The organism is Amycolatopsis sp. NPDC028719 (genome assembly GCF_055565395.1).
In genome coordinates this window covers 283,465-301,216 of record NZ_JBVHUL010000006.1, presented here as the reverse complement: position 1 = coordinate 301,216, position 17,752 = coordinate 283,465, and the positions used below count along the sequence as shown (strand labels likewise).

The 17,752-nt window shown below is 72.0% G+C and carries 18 protein-coding genes; 10 read left to right on the top strand and 8 right to left on the bottom strand.

The window, feature by feature from the left end:
• Positions 1-75: 75 nt before the first annotated feature.
• From ACZ4TR_RS29335 to ACZ4TR_RS29325, 3 genes are all read right to left on the bottom strand, one after another.
• Positions 76-948 carry a TIGR03619 family F420-dependent LLM class oxidoreductase gene (locus ACZ4TR_RS29335; RefSeq protein WP_465290286.1) on the bottom strand — a complete coding sequence of 291 codons (873 nt, stop codon included), beginning with the start codon at positions 946-948 and terminating at the stop codon, positions 76-78.
• Between the two features lie 58 nt (positions 949-1,006).
• Positions 1,007-2,569 (bottom strand): hypothetical protein, encoded by a 1,563-nt coding sequence (locus ACZ4TR_RS29330; RefSeq protein ID WP_465290284.1) that lies wholly within the window; start codon positions 2,567-2,569, stop codon positions 1,007-1,009.
• Between the two features lie 100 nt (positions 2,570-2,669).
• Entirely contained in the window at positions 2,670-3,539 is an 870-nt protein-coding gene (locus ACZ4TR_RS29325) for an FkbM family methyltransferase (protein WP_465290282.1), read from the bottom strand.
• Between the two features lie 9 nt (positions 3,540-3,548).
• Here ACZ4TR_RS29325 and ACZ4TR_RS29320 point away from each other — a divergent pair, with 9 nt between their 5' ends.
• Positions 3,549-3,992, top strand: a complete 444-nt coding sequence (locus ACZ4TR_RS29320; RefSeq protein WP_465290280.1) for a hypothetical protein — start codon at positions 3,549-3,551, stop codon at positions 3,990-3,992.
• Here ACZ4TR_RS29320 and ACZ4TR_RS29315 read toward each other — a convergent pair.
• Positions 3,979-4,692, bottom strand: coding sequence for a hypothetical protein (locus tag ACZ4TR_RS29315; RefSeq protein ID WP_465290279.1), 714 nt, complete (start codon positions 4,690-4,692; stop codon positions 3,979-3,981). The genes ACZ4TR_RS29320 and ACZ4TR_RS29315 overlap by 14 nt on opposite strands.
• A 172-nt stretch (positions 4,693-4,864) precedes the next feature.
• On the opposite strand from ACZ4TR_RS29315, the gene ACZ4TR_RS29310 reads away from it, so the two are divergent.
• The 4 genes from ACZ4TR_RS29310 (at position 4,865) to ACZ4TR_RS29295 (ending at position 9,541) form a co-directional block, all read left to right on the top strand.
• On the top strand, positions 4,865-6,061 hold the full coding sequence (locus ACZ4TR_RS29310) for a sialidase family protein (protein ID WP_465290277.1): 1,197 nt from the start codon (positions 4,865-4,867) through the stop codon (positions 6,059-6,061).
• Between the two features lie 5 nt (positions 6,062-6,066).
• Positions 6,067-6,960 carry an isocitrate lyase/PEP mutase family protein gene (locus ACZ4TR_RS29305; protein WP_465290275.1) on the top strand — a complete coding sequence of 298 codons (894 nt, stop codon included), beginning with the start codon at positions 6,067-6,069 and terminating at the stop codon, positions 6,958-6,960.
• A 142-nt stretch (positions 6,961-7,102) separates the two neighbouring features.
• Positions 7,103-9,094: an NAD-dependent DNA ligase LigA gene (gene ligA / locus ACZ4TR_RS29300; RefSeq protein WP_465290273.1), complete on the top strand. Its 1,992-nt coding sequence runs from the start codon at positions 7,103-7,105 to the stop codon at positions 9,092-9,094.
• 54 nt (positions 9,095-9,148) lie between these two features.
• On the top strand, positions 9,149-9,541 hold the full coding sequence (locus ACZ4TR_RS29295; RefSeq protein ID WP_364521478.1) for a hypothetical protein: 393 nt from the start codon (positions 9,149-9,151) through the stop codon (positions 9,539-9,541).
• 3 nt (positions 9,542-9,544) lie between these two features.
• Here the strand turns inward: ACZ4TR_RS29295 and ACZ4TR_RS29290 are convergent, their stop codons facing one another.
• Positions 9,545-9,685, bottom strand: a complete 141-nt coding sequence (locus tag ACZ4TR_RS29290; RefSeq protein WP_364371141.1) for a hypothetical protein — start codon at positions 9,683-9,685, stop codon at positions 9,545-9,547.
• A 42-nt stretch (positions 9,686-9,727) separates the two neighbouring features.
• Complete coding sequence (locus ACZ4TR_RS29285; RefSeq protein WP_465290271.1) at positions 9,728-10,579, bottom strand: phytanoyl-CoA dioxygenase family protein; 852 nt, start codon at positions 10,577-10,579, stop codon at positions 9,728-9,730.
• A gap of 82 nt (positions 10,580-10,661) precedes the next feature.
• On the opposite strand from ACZ4TR_RS29285, the gene ACZ4TR_RS29280 reads away from it, so the two are divergent.
• On the top strand, positions 10,662-11,633 hold the full coding sequence (locus tag ACZ4TR_RS29280) for a LacI family DNA-binding transcriptional regulator (RefSeq protein ID WP_465290269.1): 972 nt from the start codon (positions 10,662-10,664) through the stop codon (positions 11,631-11,633).
• 3 nt (positions 11,634-11,636) lie between these two features.
• Here ACZ4TR_RS29280 and ACZ4TR_RS29275 read toward each other — a convergent pair whose 3' ends face one another.
• The gene (locus ACZ4TR_RS29275) at positions 11,637-12,086 is read right to left on the bottom strand and encodes a hypothetical protein (RefSeq protein WP_465290267.1); all 450 of its coding nucleotides are present in this window, start codon (positions 12,084-12,086) and stop codon (positions 11,637-11,639) included.
• A gap of 132 nt (positions 12,087-12,218) precedes the next feature.
• Here ACZ4TR_RS29275 and ACZ4TR_RS29270 point away from each other — a divergent pair, with 132 nt between their 5' ends.
• Both ACZ4TR_RS29270 and ACZ4TR_RS29265 read left to right on the top strand, forming a co-directional pair.
• Positions 12,219-13,400, top strand: coding sequence for a sensor histidine kinase (locus tag ACZ4TR_RS29270; RefSeq protein WP_465290265.1), 1,182 nt, complete (start codon positions 12,219-12,221; stop codon positions 13,398-13,400).
• A gap of 29 nt (positions 13,401-13,429) precedes the next feature.
• The gene (locus tag ACZ4TR_RS29265) at positions 13,430-14,068 is read left to right on the top strand and encodes a response regulator (RefSeq protein ID WP_465290711.1); all 639 of its coding nucleotides are present in this window, start codon (positions 13,430-13,432) and stop codon (positions 14,066-14,068) included.
• Here ACZ4TR_RS29265 and ACZ4TR_RS29260 read toward each other — a convergent pair.
• On the bottom strand, positions 13,961-14,524 hold the full coding sequence (locus ACZ4TR_RS29260; protein WP_465290263.1) for an RDD family protein: 564 nt from the start codon (positions 14,522-14,524) through the stop codon (positions 13,961-13,963). The two genes, ACZ4TR_RS29265 and ACZ4TR_RS29260, sit on opposite strands and share 108 nt — an antisense overlap.
• 159 nt (positions 14,525-14,683) lie before the next feature.
• On the opposite strand from ACZ4TR_RS29260, the gene ACZ4TR_RS29255 reads away from it, so the two are divergent.
• Together ACZ4TR_RS29255 and ACZ4TR_RS29250 are read left to right on the top strand one after the other, a co-directional pair.
• Positions 14,684-16,357, top strand: a complete 1,674-nt coding sequence (locus ACZ4TR_RS29255; RefSeq protein ID WP_465290261.1) for an alpha/beta fold hydrolase — start codon at positions 14,684-14,686, stop codon at positions 16,355-16,357.
• A gap of 102 nt (positions 16,358-16,459) precedes the next feature.
• Entirely contained in the window at positions 16,460-17,656 is a 1,197-nt protein-coding gene (locus ACZ4TR_RS29250; protein ID WP_465290259.1) for an amidohydrolase family protein, read from the top strand.
• The last annotated feature ends 96 nt before the right edge of the window (positions 17,657-17,752 follow it).

Sequence of the window (17,752 nt, the reverse complement as noted above, 5' to 3'; positions counted from 1 at the left end):
ACCCGAGCATGCAACAAGTGAGCGCCGTCACGCAAGAACCAGACACCGATCAGAAAATTTACGACTCCTTCGCCGTCACTCGACTGGCCCAACCGGACGAACCAGGGCGAACCGCTCGGCGAAGGCCGCCATCTCCGCCCGCTGGGCGACCGGGTCGGCGGTCGTGGGGCTGACGACGAGGCGGCTCACGCCTTCTCGCGCGAGGCGCTCGACGTCCACTTCGGACATTCCGATCGAGCCCCATCGCGTGTACTGCAAGGCATCCGGGTCCCGGCCGGCTTCCGTCGCGGCCGCCTGGGCGAGTTCGAGCCGACGGCGCCGCTCGTCCGGCGTGAGCAGGCCACCGGGGAAGAAGCCGTCCCCGCGCCGCCCGGCCCGCCGCGCGGCGGGCGCGCTCGAACCCCCGACGTGGATCGGCAGGCCGCCGCCGACCGGCTTCGGGAAGCTGCAGACGGCGTCGAGCGTGAAGAACTCCCCCGCGTGGTTGACGCCGTCCGCGCCGCCGGCCCAGAGCAGCCGCAGGACGTCGATCGCCTCGTCGGCCCGGCGGCCGCGGGTGGCGAAGTCGACCCCGGCGGCCGCGGCCTCGCCGGGCAGCGCGCCGACGCCGATGGTGAGCAGCCGCAAGCGCCCGCCGGACAGCAGGTCGACCGTCGCCAGCCGCTTGGCGAGCACCACCGGGTGGTGGTACGGCAGCAGCAGCACGCCGGTGCCGAGCAGGATGCGCCGCGTGCCGGCGGCGGCGAACGTCAGGCACTCGAGCGGATCGCCGTAGGGCAGCACCGGGTCCAGCTCCATCGGCCCGATCTTCGCGCCGGGGTGGAGAGCGACGTGCTCCGGCACGTAGAGCGATTCGAAGCCGAGGTTTTCGGCGTCCCGCGCGAACCGCGTGAGGCTGTCCGGGTCGACGCCGAAGTGGGGCGTGCTGTAGCTGATTCCGAACTTCACACGGGGCGACGCTGAACAGTGACGCCCGCGTCAAGGCAAGGGTCACCCGGTGATTTGCTTAGTGCCGGTCCACTCGATCACGAAAGGGCGTCCACGGCACATCGGCGCGAATCGCGAGAACATCGACGTGGATGTCGGCACGATCCAAGCTGACGGTGATGCGATCGATGGCGAAGTGCTCGCCCTCTTTCGGTAGATCGGGGTGTCGAAGTGCTTGAGCCACATCCACGAGCCGCTTCGGAGTTTGCATGGCCATCAAGTAACGCAAAGAGGTGATCTGCACGTCCGGCTCCGACGACGGACGAAGACACAGCTGGCGTGGAATCCCGATGGCCCAGGTCCAGCTGAGATCGGACAAGCCGGGCCAATGGGTGGGCAGTTCGGCCACCGCCGAGCGACCAGTCAGCTCACTCCGGACCCTCGACAGCTGGGCCGCCGCCTTCGTCGCCCAGTCTTCGATCTTCACCACCTCGTTCAAAGACCAGGCATCGATCGGCCACTTGATCTCGAAACAGACAGCCACGCGTTCCGCCGGGTCGACCGCCACGACATCGAGGTCGCCTACTGTACGTCCACCGGGATCCACGACCTTGACGCGCTCGGCGACCAGCGCACCCGGGATACGGCTCAGCCATTCGGCCCATTTCGTCGCGAATCCGCCGAGGCTTTTGCCGATCGGCCCGAACCGACCCGGCTCGTATCCGGCGGAGCGCAACACGATGGGATCGACCAAACGCACACCGATCAGAGGCGGGCAGACGAGGATCGCTTCTCCGTGCCGCACGAGCGGCGAGTTGTGGGGTGAGCGTCCTGACTGGTATGTGAGGCGCTCGACGAGCGTGTCGATCTGTGTCTCGTCGCAGCCGGGAGCAAGCTCGGCCAGTGAATCGGTGAGCCTCGTCTTTGCGAGTCTGACAAGAACGGTGTCGGACTGGTTGAGGGCATCGGCCGCGGCCATGCACAAGTCAGCGAATCCCATGAGCCCGGACAGGACGTCGATGGTGTCGCCGACGGTAAGCCCGTCACCCAGCGAGAAGGATTCGGGTAGTGCGCCTTCGGGCTGATGATCCCGCAAGAGAGTGATCGTCCGGCGAGCGCGAGCCGCAGCCGCCTGGAGGACTTCGAAGGGAGGCAGCTCTTGGGAACGTGCTTCGTTCGTCTCGATCCACGCACGCTCGGCATCTGTCAGCTTCGGCAATTCGGGTGGCACAGTCCGCCGCTCGAGGATGGCGTCGGCGACTTCGAGGGCGGGATTCCAGCGATGGCTCAACACGAGGCGATCACCCCGCTTGCGGACGCGGTACGCCTTGACCCGGCTGCTGAGGTCGAGGCCATCCAAGCGAGCGAAAGCGGCAGCGGCCAGTACCAGCTCGACAGCATGCTTTCGCGAGATCGTGCCGGAGGTCGACGGAAACTGATGGTGCCAGACGATAAGCAGACCGAGGACCGATTCCCAAGGCGGCAGCTCGCCTCCGAGATTGGCACGTTCCATCTGCCGCAACCAGGTGGCCATCCTGAGAAGACCCACGATTCGCTCCGGCCCGGACCGCCATCCCGGGTGTTCGGCGACCTTCCGCCGTTCGGCCGCGATCAAGCTGAAAAGCTCGTCTTCCGGTGTCAACCGGGGCTCCGTGTCAGTCGTATTTTCAGGATTGACACCACCGTACTACCCCCGTCGACCCGATGTAGGTCGTCGACGAATGAGCGCAAGGAATGCGTGGCTAGCGGAGCGCGAACACCATCCCGATGTCGGCCGCTTCCTGGACCGGGTCCTGTACGGCCTCGACCGTGAACCCGCGCGCGGCGAACACTTCGCGGACGCGGTCACGGTTTCCGGCCCACCGTTCGACCTCGACGACCGCCTGCCGGACCAGCGGCCAGTGCCGCTCTTCGATCCCCCGCAGCACGTCCAGCTCGGCACCCTCGACGTCGACCTTGAGCAGGTCGATGCGGTCGATCCCCTCCTCGTCGAGCACCGGGGACAGCGGCCGGACCCGCACGCGGTGCGTCTCGAGGTCGCGCATCACCTTCAGCTGGCGGCCCACCAGGCCACGCAGGATCGGCGCCGGCACGCGGCGGGCGGCCGGGCCCATGCCGCCCTGCCGGATCATGGCGACGATGCTGGCGGTGACCCGCTTCCGCTCCGCCTCGACGTTCCCCTCGTCCCGCCGAGACGACGAGAAAATCGTCGCGCCCGGGAAGTAGCTGAAGTCGAGCTCGTCTTCCCCGGCCGAGAGCCCGAAGGGCAGCGCTTTCAGCCGCCCCGCGAAGAAGTCGCGGCCGTTGCTCTCCAGCTTCTCGTAGAGCGGCGGCAACGGCTCGAAGGCGAAGATCCGCACGTCACCGCCGAGCCGTTCGTAGACCGCCGCGGAGAAGACGCCGACGTTGGCCCCGACGTCGAGGACCGTCGCGCCGGGGGCGAGCTCGACGCCGTGGGCGAAGTAGCCGCAGACTTCCTCGCGGAGGAACGACACTTCCCACGGGTTGATGCTGTGCAGGTCCATCGTCACGCGCAGAGGCTTATCAGGCTTGGCGCCGGTGATCCAGCCCCATTGGTAGGTCACCCGATCGTGGGCGGCGGCGTGGGCCACACTGGGAGCATGACCGCGACGCTGCTCATCACCCGCCAGCTCGAGGTGCACGACCACGTGCTGGCGCGTGGCTGGCGGCTGGACGGGGACACCGGACCCGCCGACGTCAAGTTCCTCGACGACGCCACGGCGGGCTGGTCGTACCCGGCCAGCTTCGGCGGCGAACGGACCAACACGGTCTCCGACACGACCCCGGTCGTCCTGCAGTGCTACTTCACCTTCGGCGACGAAGGCGAGGTCGTGTTCGCGGTCGTCCCGGCGGGCAACCTGCGCGGCAGCGGCTGTCCGAAGCACGACACGGGCGAGCGGCAGTTCCCGCTCACCGGTGACGGGCGGGTCGACCTGGTCACGCTCACGGCGATGCTCGACGAGCTGGAGCCGCTCGCGCGGGCGCACGACGTCCACGCGCTGGTCGAGTGCCTGTACTTCGGGCCGTGCGCTAACCGACCTTGAGCCGGCACTCCGTGCTCAGCGCGAAGGTCACGACGTACCGGTGGCGGGTCAGGAGGTCCGCGGCGGCCGGCCGCCATTGCGGTCCGCTCGCCCGTTCGAACAGCGCGTCGGCGACCGGCCCGTCGTCGAACCGCCCGGACAGGTCGGTCGACCGCTCCACCCAGGACTCGGTGACGGAGCCCGGCGAGGTGCACCCGGTCGTGCCGGGTGCCGGCTCCGGTACGAGGTAACTCATCTCGGGCACGGTGCCGACGTCGACCTTTCCCGTCCGGGCCTCGGTGACCCGGTAGTAGTCGAGCGCGCTCTGGCGCCCTCCGCGGTCTTCGAGCCAGCCCGAGGCCCGGCCCGCGGCATCGATTCCGCCGAGGCGCGCCGGGAAATCGCCGTCGAAGCCCGCCTTCCGGCTGTAGGTCGTCCGGCAGGTGATCGTGCCGGGGTTCCCGGCACCGAATTCGGTGGCGGAGTCGACTTCGCACAGTTCACGCGTGCTCGGTTCGGCCCACTCGGCCCACGGCAGGCGCGGTGCCACGTCCGTCAGGGGCTTCGCCGCCCAGCGGTCGTTGATCTCCCGGTTCGCCCGGGCGGCTCCGGAATCGGCGGCCGCCCGGTAGTCGTCGGGCGACAACGACGTACCGGCCTCCACCCATGCCACGCACCCCGCGACCACGGCCACGCCTGCCACCCGCCATCCCCACCCCATGCCTCCAGCATGGCGCAGGCGGGTGGGTGGTCGCCACACCCGCGCACCGCGTACCGGGCCGGGCACGCAGCGTGGTCCTTGACGGACGAGCCCCGCCTCCTTAGGTTGTCTGGACGTAGGACGTCAGACATCCCATGTCCTGCCTCGACGAGGAGGTCGAACCGTGTCCCCGATGCGCAGGTTCAGCACGATCCTTCTGGCGGCGACGGCGACCGCGCTGTCCGTCTCCCCCGCGGCCACCGCCGGCCCGGCGCACGGATGCGCGTCGTCCGTCGCCTTCACCTCCGGTACCGAGGGCTACGACACCTTCCGCATCCCGGCGGTGATCCGGGCCGCGAACGGCGCGCTCGTCGCCTTCGCCGAAGGACGGCGAGACTCGGCCGGGGACTCCGGCGCGATCCGGACGGTGTCGCGCACCTCCCGCGACGGCGGCTGCACCTGGGGCCCGCTGTCCGTGGTGGACAGCAACGGCGACGCCACCGCCGGCAACCCGGCACCGGTCCTCACGCGGAACGGCGAACTCGTGCTGGTGACCGTCCACAACGGACCGGTCTCGGAGAAGCAGATCATGTCCGGACAGGCTTCCGCGCGGGACACCCGCCGCGTCTTCGTGCTGCGCAGCCGCGACGACGGCCGCACGTGGTCCCCGGCCCGCGACATCACCGCCGACGCGAAGCTGCCGGGCTGGCGCTGGTACGCCACCGGCCCCGGGCACGCCACGCTGCTGCGGCACGGCCCGCACGCGGGCCGGATCGTGGTGCCCGCCAACCACTCCAGCTCGCCGCCGGCCGGCTCCCCCGACGTCGGCACCGAGGCGAAGTACTACGGCGGCCACGACCTCTACAGCGACGACGACGGCCGCACCTGGCACATCGGCTTCACCGACGACCGCACCGACGGCGTCGTCGCGGCGAACGAGACGTCGGCGACCGAGCTGCCCGACGGCACGCTCTACTTCTCCAGCCGCAACCAGGGGTCCGCCGCCGAGCACCGCGTCGACGGCTACAGCGTGGACGGCGGCAAGACGCTGGTCCGGCCGTACCAGGTGCAGCCGTCGCTGTCCGGGACGAAAGTCGAGGGCAGTGTCCTGCAGACGACGATCCCGTGGCTGATGGTCTATTCGGGTCCGGCCGACCCCGCCACGCGCGCGGCGATGCAGCTGCGGCTGAGCACCGACCGCGGCCGGACGTGGCAGGCGGGCCGCACGCTGACCACCGGGCCGGCGGCCTACTCCGACCTGGTGCAGGCCGACCCGGCCACGCTCGGAGTCCTGTACGAGACGGGTACGGCCGGTCCGTACGAGAAGATCGTGTTCGAGCGGGTGGGTTTGGCTCCGGGACAGCTCGGGAACGCCCTCGCGAGGAGGTGATCGCCGTGGCCGATCTGCTGGGTCCGCGCGTTCCGGGACCGGCGCGGCTGCGCGAGCTGCTGGCGGGCGACGATCTCGTCGTCGCCCCGGGAGCGTACGACGCGCTGAGCGCCCGCCTGGTCGAGGCGGCCGGGTTCCCCGCGGTCTACATGACCGGCTTCGGCACCACGGCGTCGCTGCTCGGCCGTCCCGACGTCGGGCTCCTGACGATGACGGAGATGGTCCAGGCGGCGAGCCGCATCCGCTCGGCGGTGGAGGTTCCGGTGATCGCCGACGCGGACACCGGCTACGGCAACGCGCTGAACGTGATCCGCACGGTCCGCGAATACGAAGCCGCCGGAGTGGCGGCGATCCACCTCGAGGATCAGGTGGCCCCGAAGCGCTGCGGGCACCTCGAGGGCAAGCGCGTGGTGCCGGCATCGACGATGGCCGACCGGCTCCGCGCGGCCGTCGCCGCTCGCTCGGATCCCGACTTCCTGCTGATCGCCCGCACGGACGCGCGGGCGGTGGAAGGCCTCGACGCGGCGATCGACCGGGCCCACCGCTACCGGGACGCGGGCGCGGACCTGCTGTTCGTGGAGGCGCTGCAGTCCGAAGCCGAGATCGAGCGGGTGGCGGAGACGTTCCGCGACGTGCCGTTGCTGTTCAACTGGGCCGAGGGCGGCAAGACCCCGCCGCTGGGGCTGGATCGCCTGCGCTCGCTGGGGTTCCGGTTGGTGATCTGTCCGATCTCGACGCTTTTGGCGGCGACGGAGGCGATGCGCGCGGTGCTGGGCCGGATCGCGCGGGACGGGACGCCGGTCGAGGTGGTTCGTGCGCTGCCGGGGTTGACGGACTTCGCGGAACTGGTGGGGCTGCCGGAGGTCGAGGAGATCGGCGACCGGTTCGGCGACGGCTGAGGAGGACTACGCGAAGATTCCGCACGCAGCGAGATGCGAGCGGGAACCGGTACGCCGCACCGAACCCGCGTGCCGGAGAGCCGCCCGGACGAGCGACCCCGAAGTAGCCGAACTGTCGGACCCGACCGGTAACGTCTCCCCCGTGGAAGCTCGAGACCGGATACAGGAACTGGCCGACCGCGTCGTGGTCCTCCGCGACGCCTACTACCGGGGTTCGCCGTTGGTGGCGGACGCCGAGTACGACGCGGTCGAAGACGAGCTGCGCGGGCTCATCGAGGCGAACCCGGACCTGACCCCGGACCCGAACCCCCTCGACCAGGTGGGCGCCCCCGCGGTGCTGCACGCCCCGATCCGGCACTCGCGGCCCATGCTTTCCCTCGAGAAAGCCACGAAACCCGAGCAGGTCGAGGCCTTCTTCGACCGCTTCCCCGGCCAGCCGGTCGTCGTCATGCCCAAATTGGACGGCCTCTCCCTCGCCATCGTCTACGAGGACGGCCGGCTGCTGAGAGCCGTCACCCGCGGCGACGGCACGACCGGCGATGACGTCACCATGCTGGTCCGGGCCCTCACTGACGGCATCCCGGACCGGCTGAAGGCCCCGGGCCGGGTCGAAGTGCGGGGTGAGGCCGTCATGCTGCGGTCCACCTTCGCCGCCTACAACGTCGCACACCCCGACAAGCCGCTGATCAACCCGCGCAACGCCGCCGCCGGCACGCTGCGGGCCAAGGACCCCGCCACCGTCGCCGAAAGGCGGCTGCGCTTCTTCGCCTTCGACCTCGACACCGACCCCGACAGCGCCGACACCGACCTGGGCAGCGCCCTGAAGACGCTCGGTTTCACCGCCGCCGACATGCGCCGGTGCGGCGACGCGGCGCAAGCGCAGGCCGTCATCGGCGAGATCGAACAGCAGCGCAACGAGCTGGACTACGACCTCGACGGCGCCGTCCTGCGGCTCGCCGACCGCACCGCCTACGCCGCCGCCGGCACCCGGTCGAGCTCGCCGCGTGGGGCACTCGCGTTCAAGTTCGCCGCCGAGGAGAAGACCACCGTGCTGGCCGACGTCGTCTGGGATGTCGGCAAGACCGGCAAGATCGCCCCGGTCGCCTGGCTGGAACCCGTGTTCGTCGGCGGCACCACCGTCACCCGCGCGACGCTGGCCAACCAGGAGGTGATCAAGGCCCGCGGCATCAAGATCGGCGACACCGTCCTGGTCCGCCGCGCCGGGGACGTCATCCCGTTCGTGGCCGGCGTGCTCGACGCGTCGAAGCGCACCGGCGAGGAGCGGGAGATCGTCCCGCCGTCCGCCTGCCCGTCGTGCGGGCAGCCGCTGACCGAGCAGGGCAACAGCCGGGAGCTGTTCTGCACCAACGTCGCCTGTCCCGCCCAGACCGTGCGGCGGCTGATCCACTGGGCGTCGAGGGCCGCGGCGGACATCGACGCCATCGGCGGCGTCTGGATCGAGCGGCTCGCCGAGTCCGGCGACCTCGAGCACCCGTCGGACTTCTACCGGCTGACCAAGGAACGGCTGCTGGAGTTCGACCGCATCGGCGAGGTCTCGGCCACCCGCATGATCGAGTCGATCGACGCGAGCCGGTCGGTCGGGCTGCGCCGGGCGCTGATCGGGCTCGCCATCCCGATGGCGTCCGAAGGCACCGCCGCCCGCCTCTGCCGGGCCGGGTTCGGTTCGCTGGAGGACGTCGCCGCGGCGGGCGTCGACGGGCTCGTCGCCGTCGAGGACATCGGGCCGAAGGTCGCCGCGTCCCTCATCGAGCACCTCACGCGGCTGCGGCCCGAGCTCGAGCGGCTGCGGGAGCGGGGCGTGTCGCTGGACGTCCGCGACGAGGACCTCCCGCCCGTCGTCGCGGCCGGTGCTCCCCTGGCCGGCAAGACCGTGGTGGTCACCGGCTCGATCAGCGACCCGCGCTCGGGCGAAAAGGTTCCCCGGCCGACGTTCCAGCGGCTTTGCGAGAAGGCCGGCGCCACCATCGCGTCGTCGGTCTCGGCGAGCACGGATCTGCTCATCACCGGCGCCGACGTCGGTGCCGCCAAGCTGACGAAGGCGGAGAAGCACGGCGTGACCGTCGCGGACCAGAGCGAAATCTGGCCGCAGCTGATCGAAGCCGGAATCATCTGACGCAGGGGCTCGTGAGATGCTGCGACCAGCAGGCCCGAGGGAGAGGCGGAGCGGGTGACCACCTGGACCGATGTGATCAACTTTGTCCGGACGCGGTACGAGGTCCTGGAGGAAACCGACGGCTGGCTCCGGTTCCGGCTGCAAGGCCCGGACGACCGGACCCAGCAGGTGACGGCGCACCACGTGGAGGAGCTGCACGGCGGCGCCTGGGTGGAGATCTCCTCACCGGTCGGCTGGGCCGACAAGATCGACCTGCGGCGCCTGCTCGAGCTGGCCGGTTCGTCAGCCGTCGGCGGCGCGGCCGTGGTGGACGGCGTCGCGCTGCTCAAGCACACCGTGCCGCTGGAGGACCTCAGCATCGGGCACGAGTTCGAGCGTCCGCTCAAGGCGGTCGTCGCGCGGGCGGACTCGCTCGAGCACGAACTGACCAGGTCGGACGAGTTCTAGCCCCTACAAGTGCATCGCCAGCCACAACGCCATCCAGGCGAGGCACGCCAGCGCGCCCCCGACCCCGAACGCCAGCAGTACCCGGCGCAACCCGGCGACGACCCCGGCGCGCCCCGACATCTCGGTGATCCCTGCTTCAACCATGACACTGAGGTGCCCCCGAGCCGGGCGGGCAAACATCCGGGCTCAGGAACCGGGCTGTTCCTCGCCCATCACCAGGCCCTCGATGGTGTGCTTCTGGGTGATCGGCTCCAGGGTGTCGACGATCGGGCAGTGCAGGTGGGCGCGCACGGAATCCGGTAGGGACGCCCAGAAGCCGTGCGTCACCGCGGTGTCGTGGCGCTCGTCGTTGCCCGCGCCCGGCGCGTCGAGGCCCAGCACCAGCACCGGCCGCGACTTCGCCGACTGGTTGGCCGTGCCGCGGTGGACGGTCAGCGCCGAGCGGATCGAGATGTCGCCCATCCGCGGGAACTTGCGCACCGCGAGCGAGCGGTAGCGCGGGTAGGCCGAGCGCGGCGGGAACATGCCGTGGTCGAACGCGGCGCCGTCGTCCCAGTGGGTGCCGGGGGCGATCTCGAACGGGCCCATGTCCGGCTCGGTGTCGACCGCGGTCACGTTGATGGCGAGCGAGTTCAGCCGGCGGTGGCGCGCGGTCTCCTCGGGCATCGGGAAGTCGCGGTGCCACGGCTGGTCGACCGCGCCGGCGAGCGGGACGTCGAACCCGACCTCGACGATCCGGTACTCCGGTCCCAGCACGGCCTCGGCCACCGCGGTGATCCACGGGTGCCCGGCCAGGTCGGCGAACCCCCGCAGCTGTTCGGGGTGGATCTCGACGTAGTAGCGGTTCGGGCCGCGGCCGACGGCGCCGTCCGGCCGGGCGCGGGCCTCGGTGAACGCCGCGTCGATGTCTTCGCCGAGGCGGGCCACCCACTCGCGCGGGAAGGCCTGGGGCAGGCCGATGATGCCGTCCTCGTACAGCCGGCGGGTCAGGGATTCGACTTCGGCGGCGGGCAGCGGCGCGGTCAGGTTCGTGGTCATCCGGTCCTCCGAGTAGTCACAACGGCGTGGCGACTTCAGTTTGCAACGTGGCATGCCACGTTGCAAGAGGTAGGCTGCCGACGTGAACCCGAAGTTGCGGGACGTGGCCGAACACGCCGGGGTGTCGGTGCGCACGGTGTCCAACGTGGTCAACGGCTTCCGCTACGTGGCCCCGGCGACCCGGGAGCGGGTGCAGGCGAGCATCGACGCGCTGGGTTACCGGCCGAACATGGCCGCCCGGACGCTGCGGCGCGGGCGGACCGGGCTGGTGGCCCTGGTCGTCCCGGAGATCGATTCGCCGTACTTCGCCGAGCTCGCCGCGCGCACGGTCCGCATCGCCGGACGCCGCGGCCTGACCGTGCTCATCGACCAGACCGACGGCGACGCCGAACGCGAGACGGAGCTGCTGCACGGCCGCCGCAGCCAGCTCGTCGACGGCGTCCTGTTCAGCCCGTGGGCGGTGGCCCCCGCCGAGCTGGCCGCGCGCACCGACACCGTCCCGCTGGTGCTGCTCGGCGAGCACGACGGCCCGGCCGGGGTCGACCACGTCGCGATCGACAACATCGCCGCCGCGCGTGAGGCCACCGGGCACCTGCTGGCGACCGGCCGCCGGCGGATCGCCGCGGTGGGCATCCAGCCGCGCTCGCTCAACGCGACCGCCCGCCAGCGGCTCGCCGGCTACCGCGAAGCGCTGGGCGACCTCCCGAGGCTGGAGGTCCCGGTCCAGCGCCTGCACCGGGCCGACGGGCACCGGGCGATGCTGGAGCTGCTGGACCGCGCCGAGCCCCCCGACGCGGTCTTCTGCTTCACCGACGAACTCGCGCTGGGCGCGGTGCGCGCCGCCGCCGACCGCGGCCTGAGCGTGCCGGACGACCTGGCGCTGGTGGGGTTCGACGACATCGAGGACGGCCGGTTCAGCGTCCCGGCCCTGACGACGGTGTCCCCGGACAAGGACCGGATCGCCGAACTCGCGTTGGACTGCCTGGCCGCCGAACCCGGGCCGCCGCGGTCGATCGTCGCCCCGCACCGGCTCGTGGTGCGCGGCACCAGCTGACGCTCAGGCGTCCCGGTTCACCACCCGCAGGATGAGCCACTGGTCGAACCACGCGCCGGCCGTGGTCACGACCAGCATGACGAGGCCGAGGATCAGGTGCGTGTAGCTGTGCAGCGGCGCCTCGCTGTCGACGAGCTTCGTCAGCCCGAGCTGCAACCCCAGCCGCAGCGCGAAAAGCACGACCACGAGCGCGAGCGCCTGCTTGCTGCGCCACACCGCGCGCAGGTACTTGCGGCGCCGGGACAGCAGCGTGAACCACAGCGTCAGGTGCACCGCCACGAGCGCGAGCGGCAGGTACACGACCCACGAGTACCGGTCGGCGAACTGCAGGCTGAAGTCGTTGCTCGCCACCAGGAGCCCGACGAGCACGAAGTACCAGCCCGGCAGGCCCTCGATCTTCCCTTGCCGGGTTTCGGCCGCCACTTCCGTCTCCCGCGTCAGAAATCGGTTCATGCTCCGAGCGTGCCGAGATCCCCGGCGGGAGCGATCAACCGGCGGTACGAGATTCCGCCGCCGTCTCGTACCCAGGTACGAACTCTCGCCGCGAAGAGAGCGTGGGGACGCCCGGTGAGGCACGATCGGCAGATGACCTACGCCGGCCACCCCGGGATCCCGTGGACCGGCCGCCGCGGCCCGCTGGTGGCCGAGGCGGTCGTCCTCGGCGTGCTGGTGGTGCTCGACATGGTCTTCGCGGCCCAGGCCGTGCCGGGGCAGGGCCAGTTCGCCAGCATCGCCCTCGAGTTCGCGCCCGGCGTCGGCCCGGTCGTGGCGGTACTGGCCGTGCTGCGCCGCCGGTTCCCCGACCACATCGCCGGTCTGGCCACCGCCGTCTCCGGGCTTTCGCTGCTGGGTTCGACGATCGCGGCCCTGCTCGCGGCGGCCGGATCCCGGCTCCCGGCGCAGCCCGGCGCGGCCGAGGCCCTCGCCCTCGCGCTGGTGGTCGGCGCCTGCTGCCACCGGCTCTCGCCGCGGGCGGCCACCGTCCAAGCCGTGCTCGGCGGTGCCGCCGCCACCCTCGCCCCGATCCTGCGCTACGGCACCGGCTCCCCCGCCGCGCTCTACGCCGCCGGGGCCGCGGTGGTCTGGGGCGGCGCGCTCGCCGGCGGGCTGGTCCTGCGCGACGCCGAGGTCCGCCACCGCGTGGACGTCCTCGAACTCCGGTCCGCGGAACGGCTCCGGCTGGCCCGCGAACTGCACGACCTCGTCGCCCACCAGATCACCGGCATCGTCGTGCGCGTGCAGGCCGCCCACCGCGTCGCCGAACGCACCGGCGGCGACACCGCGACCTTCGCCGAGCTCGAAACCGCGGGCGCGACCGCGCTTTCCGCGATGCGGCGGCTCGTCGGCGCGCTGCGGACCGGCGACGAAGACCTCTTCGTGCCGCCGGCCGACCTCGCCACCGCCGTAGACCGCGCGGTCCCCGACGACGACCGGATCCACCTCGACGTCAGCCCGGACCTCGCCACCCTCGCCGTCGCGCCGGAGGTCGTCACCACCACGCACCGGCTGCTCACCGAGTCCCTCACCAACGTCCGGCGGCACGCACCCGACGCCGCCGAGGTCCGGGTGTCCGTCCACCACGAACCCCCCGGCCGGCTGCGCGTCGAGGTGGTCAACGACGGTGCCGCGCGGCCGGCCCGCCGCGGCGGCTACGGCCTGCTCGGGATGGTGGAAAGGGTCGCGGCGGTGGGCGGTACGGTGCAGGCCGGACCGGCGGACGGCCGGCGCTGGCGCGTGCTCGCGCGGCTGCCGCTCGAGCCCGGCTGAGGCGAGGGGAGACCGGGGTGCCGACGCGAGTGCTGATCGCCGACGACCAGGCGATGGTCCGCGCGGGGTTCCGCCTGATCCTCGAAGGCGAGCCGGACATCGAGGTCGTCGGCGAGGCCGCCGACGGCGACCAGGCGGTGCGGCTGGCGCGGGAACTGCGCCCGGACGTCACGTTGATGGACATCCGGATGCCCGGCGTGGACGGGCTGCGCGCCACGGAACTGCTGGCCGGTTCCGGCGTCGCGGACCCGCTGCACGTCGTGATGGTCACGACGTTCGGGCTGGACGAGAACGTGCACGCGGCCCTGCGCGCCGGTGCCTGCGGGTTCCTGCTCAAGGACGCCGGGCCGAACCTGCTCATCGAAGCCGTGCACGCGGCCGCCCACGGCGAAGCGCTCGTCTCCCCGGCGATCACGACCCGGCTGCTGGCGCACTACGCGCGCCGCGATCCCCGGAACGTCCCCGAGCCCGCGACGCCGCTCACCCCGCGTGAGCTCGACGTCGTGAAAGCCGTGGCCCGCGGCGAAACGAACGACGAAATCTGCCGCTCGCTGGTGGTTTCACTGCCGACGGTCAAGACCCACATCGGCGCGGTCAAGCGCAAGCTCGGCGCCCGCAACCGCACCGAAATCGCGATCTGGGCCTGGGAAAGCGGCCTCGCCCGCTGACTCTTCGCTCGAACGCCGCGGTACGCGGACGACGACCGTCCGCGCCACGACGTCGCCGAACCGCTGGCGGCGGCGCGTCACCAGCATCACCACGATCCCCGCGAGTCCCCACGCGAACCCGTCGACGACCATCAGCAGGTCGCGGACGAAGAACGCGCCCAGTGAGGGGTGCCCGCCCTCGATGGTCTGGATCCGCAGGCGCAGCCAGCGCATCGCCGGCGTCTGGCCGCCGTGGCGGTAGGGCCACCACACGTTGACGAACACGAGGCCGAGGAAGTCCAGCGCCAGCATCGTGTAGAGGACGACTTTGAGGAACGTCAGCAGCGCCAGGCCGTGCGGGTGGAACAGCCAGACCACCGCGATCGCGAGCAGCAGCATGGGCAGGAAGACGAGCAGTTCGTCCAGCAGGAACTGCACCAGGCGGCGCCCGACGATGCCGAGTCCCGGACGGGTCATGTGCCCATGATCTCGGTCCCGGCGCCCGGGCGCGCGCTGAGCCGTCTCATACCCGGGACCGAGCCGCGCGCGCCGACTTCGTCCTCCGGGCTGATCTCCGCCCCGCACGGCCGGGCCAGGCTCGGGCGCACCCCCACCCGGCGACGGAAGGACTCCCCGGTGCGCATCTCCCGGACAGGACTGGCGGCCGCGACAGCCGCCCTCTTCGCGGCTTCGGTGCCCGCCGCGGCCGCGGACCCGCTCACGCCCTACACGACCCAGCAGCTCCAGTGGGGCGACTGCCCCTTCAAGCCGGCCGCCGGCGACGCACCCGCACAGTGCGCGCTCGTCACCGTGCCGCGGGACTGGGCCGATCCGGCCTCGGGCACGGACCTGCGGGTGTCGATCAGCCGCGCCGCCGCGACCGGTGAGCGGCGCGGCGCGATCCTGCTCAACCCGGGCGGGCCGGGCGGCCAGGGCACGCCGCTGGCCGGGTCGCTCGCCGCGCTCGAACCGACGGTGCACGAGCTCTACGACTTCGTGGGCATGGATCCGCGCGGCACCGGTCACGCGGGCACCGACGACAAGGGCTTCCAGTGCCGGATCCCGGTCGGCCGCCTGCCCCAGGGCCTTCTCGACGCGCGCGATCGTTCGGCGGCGAGCGTCGCGGCGCACCAGCAGGTGCCCCGGGCCACCGCCGAGGCGTGCCAGAGCGACGCGCTCGCGCCGTACGTCACGACGTGGCAGACCGCGCACGACATGGACCTGATCCGCACCTTGCTCGGCGACGAGAAGCTGAACTACCTCGGCTACTCCTACGGCACCTGGCTCGGCGCCAAGTACGCGTCGCTGTTCCCGGAGCACACCGGCAAGACCGTGCTGGACTCCAGCGTGAACTTCCAAGGCCGGCTGCAGGCCGACTTCGAGGCGTTCCCGGTGATCGACCAGCGGCAGTTCGACGACGTCTACCTGCCGTGGCTGGCCCGCAACTTCGCCACGCAGCTGGGCGGCACGGCGGCGGAGGTCAAGGCGAAGTGGGAGCGCGTCCGCGTCTACTACGGCAGCCACGACGTCTCCCCCGACACGTTCGACAGCATCTTCGTCGGCAACGGCAGCGAGATCCAGTGGCTGCTCGGCGCGCTGGTCTTCCTCCAGGGCGCGGCCGCGCTCGACGGGACGTCCGCCGCTCCCCCGGCCGCGCTGGCGGACTCGATGGATGCCGTGTCGCGCAAGGCGTTCGGTGTGCCGGCCGCGTCGCTGACACCGGCGCGGGTGGCCGCCGCGGCGCCGGACTACACCCAGCGTCCCGGCACGCGGTTCGCCGTCGCGTGCGGTGACCAGCCCACCCGCCCGGCGTCCTGGTACGAGCGGCTCAGCGACCGGCAGGGTCCGCGGTACCCGCTGTTCGGCTGGGCGTACGGCCTCGGCGAAACCTGCGGCTTCTGGTCGGACGCGCCGCGCCACGAGCTGCCGGACGTGCCCGCGTCGGCGGCGGCGAACATCCTGGTGGTGCAAGGCGAATTCGATCCGCAGACGGGTTATGAGCAGGCATCGGCGGCGGCGCGGTCGGCCGGTGTCCCGCTGGTCTCGGTGGACGATTCGCCGTTCCACGGCCAGTACGCGCTGGGCGGCAACCCGTGCGTCGACGGGCTCGTGAACGTGTTCCTCACCAAGAACTCCCGGCCGCGCAGCACGACGTGCCCGGGGGTTCCGCTGATCGGCGAGGACCAGGTGTACCCGGTCGCCGGGCCGGTGCGGAGCGGTTCGGCGGCCGTCGCGACGCGCCTCTCTTCGGACAGTGCTTTGCGGACGAAGGTCCGGGACGAGGTCAGCGCGGTGAACCGCGACCACTGACGTCGGGCCGGTGGCGGTACGGAGATCGGAGGGAAATCTCCGTACCGCGTCTCCGTACTCGCCCCGACGTGGCCGTCCCCGAAACGGGTCATCGTGGCCCGCATGACGAAACAGCTTGTGGTGACCGAGCGGCGCAGGCTCACCGCCGTCCGCGCGGCTCGGTTGTTCGATGGTGCGGGCTCGGCGTTCGTCGCCGACCCGCTGGTGGTGCTCGACGGCGCCACGATCCTGGGCGTCGAGTCCGGGGGAACCGCGCCGGAGGGGGCCGACGTCGTGGACCTCGGCGGGACGACCCTGCTGCCCGGGTTGATCGACACCCACGTCCACCTCGCCTTCGACGCCAGTACCGAGCCCGTCGCCCGGCTGGCCGCGCGGACCGGCGAACAGGCCCTGGCCGCGATGGCCGAAGCCGGGCGGGCGTCGCTGCGGGCCGGGGTCACCACCGTGCGGGACCTCGGCGACCGCGACTACCTCTCGCTGTCCCTCAAGGACCGCGCCGACCAGCCGACGCTCGTCGCCGCCGGGCCGCCGATCACCAGTCCCGGCGGGCACTGCCACTTCCTCGGCGGGGTCGCGGACGCGAGCGAGGCCGGCGTGCGGGCGGCGGTGCGCGAGCACGTCGAGCGCGGGGCCGACGTCGTCAAGATCATGGCCAGCGGCGGGACGATGACCCCGGGCACGCGCCAGGAACGCGCGCAGTTCGACCGGGACGTCCTGCGGGCCGCCGTCGACGAGGCGCACCGGCACGGGCTGCCGGTGACCGCGCACGCGCACGGCACCGCGGCCATCGCCGACGCCCTCGCCGCCGGGGTGGACGGCATGGAGCACGTGAGCTTCTGGTCCGCCACCGGCGTCGACCACCCCGAGGAGCTCCTGCGTGCCGTCGTGGACCAGGGCGTGGCCGTCGGGGCGACGGTCGGCATGGTGCCGGTCGAAGGCCTCGCTCCCCCCGAAGAGCTCGCCCGGCGCATGCCCGGGGTCATCGCGAACTACCGGCGGCTCGTCGAGCTCGGCGCGCGGGTCGTCGCCGGCACCGACGCCGGGATCGCCCCGGTGAAGCCGCACGGCGTGCTGCCGTGGGCGCCGCTGATGCTGCGCCAGGTCGGGCTGTCGCCGGCCGGCACGCTGCGGGCGATCACGTCCGTCGCGGCGGGCGTGTGCGGACTCGCGCACCGCAAGGGCCGCGTCGCACCGGGGTTCGACGCCGACCTGCTGGCCGTCGACGGCGATCCGCTGGCCGACCCGCGGGCGCTGCTGCGGGTGCGTGCGGTGTGCGCGCGAGGGCGGTGGATCGCGTGAAGAAGTTCCTGAAAGCACTGGTCGCGGGCCTGGCGCGGGCCACGTGGTTCCCGGCGCCGGTGTGGCCGGCGGGGCCGAAGTCCCGGTGGCCCGGCG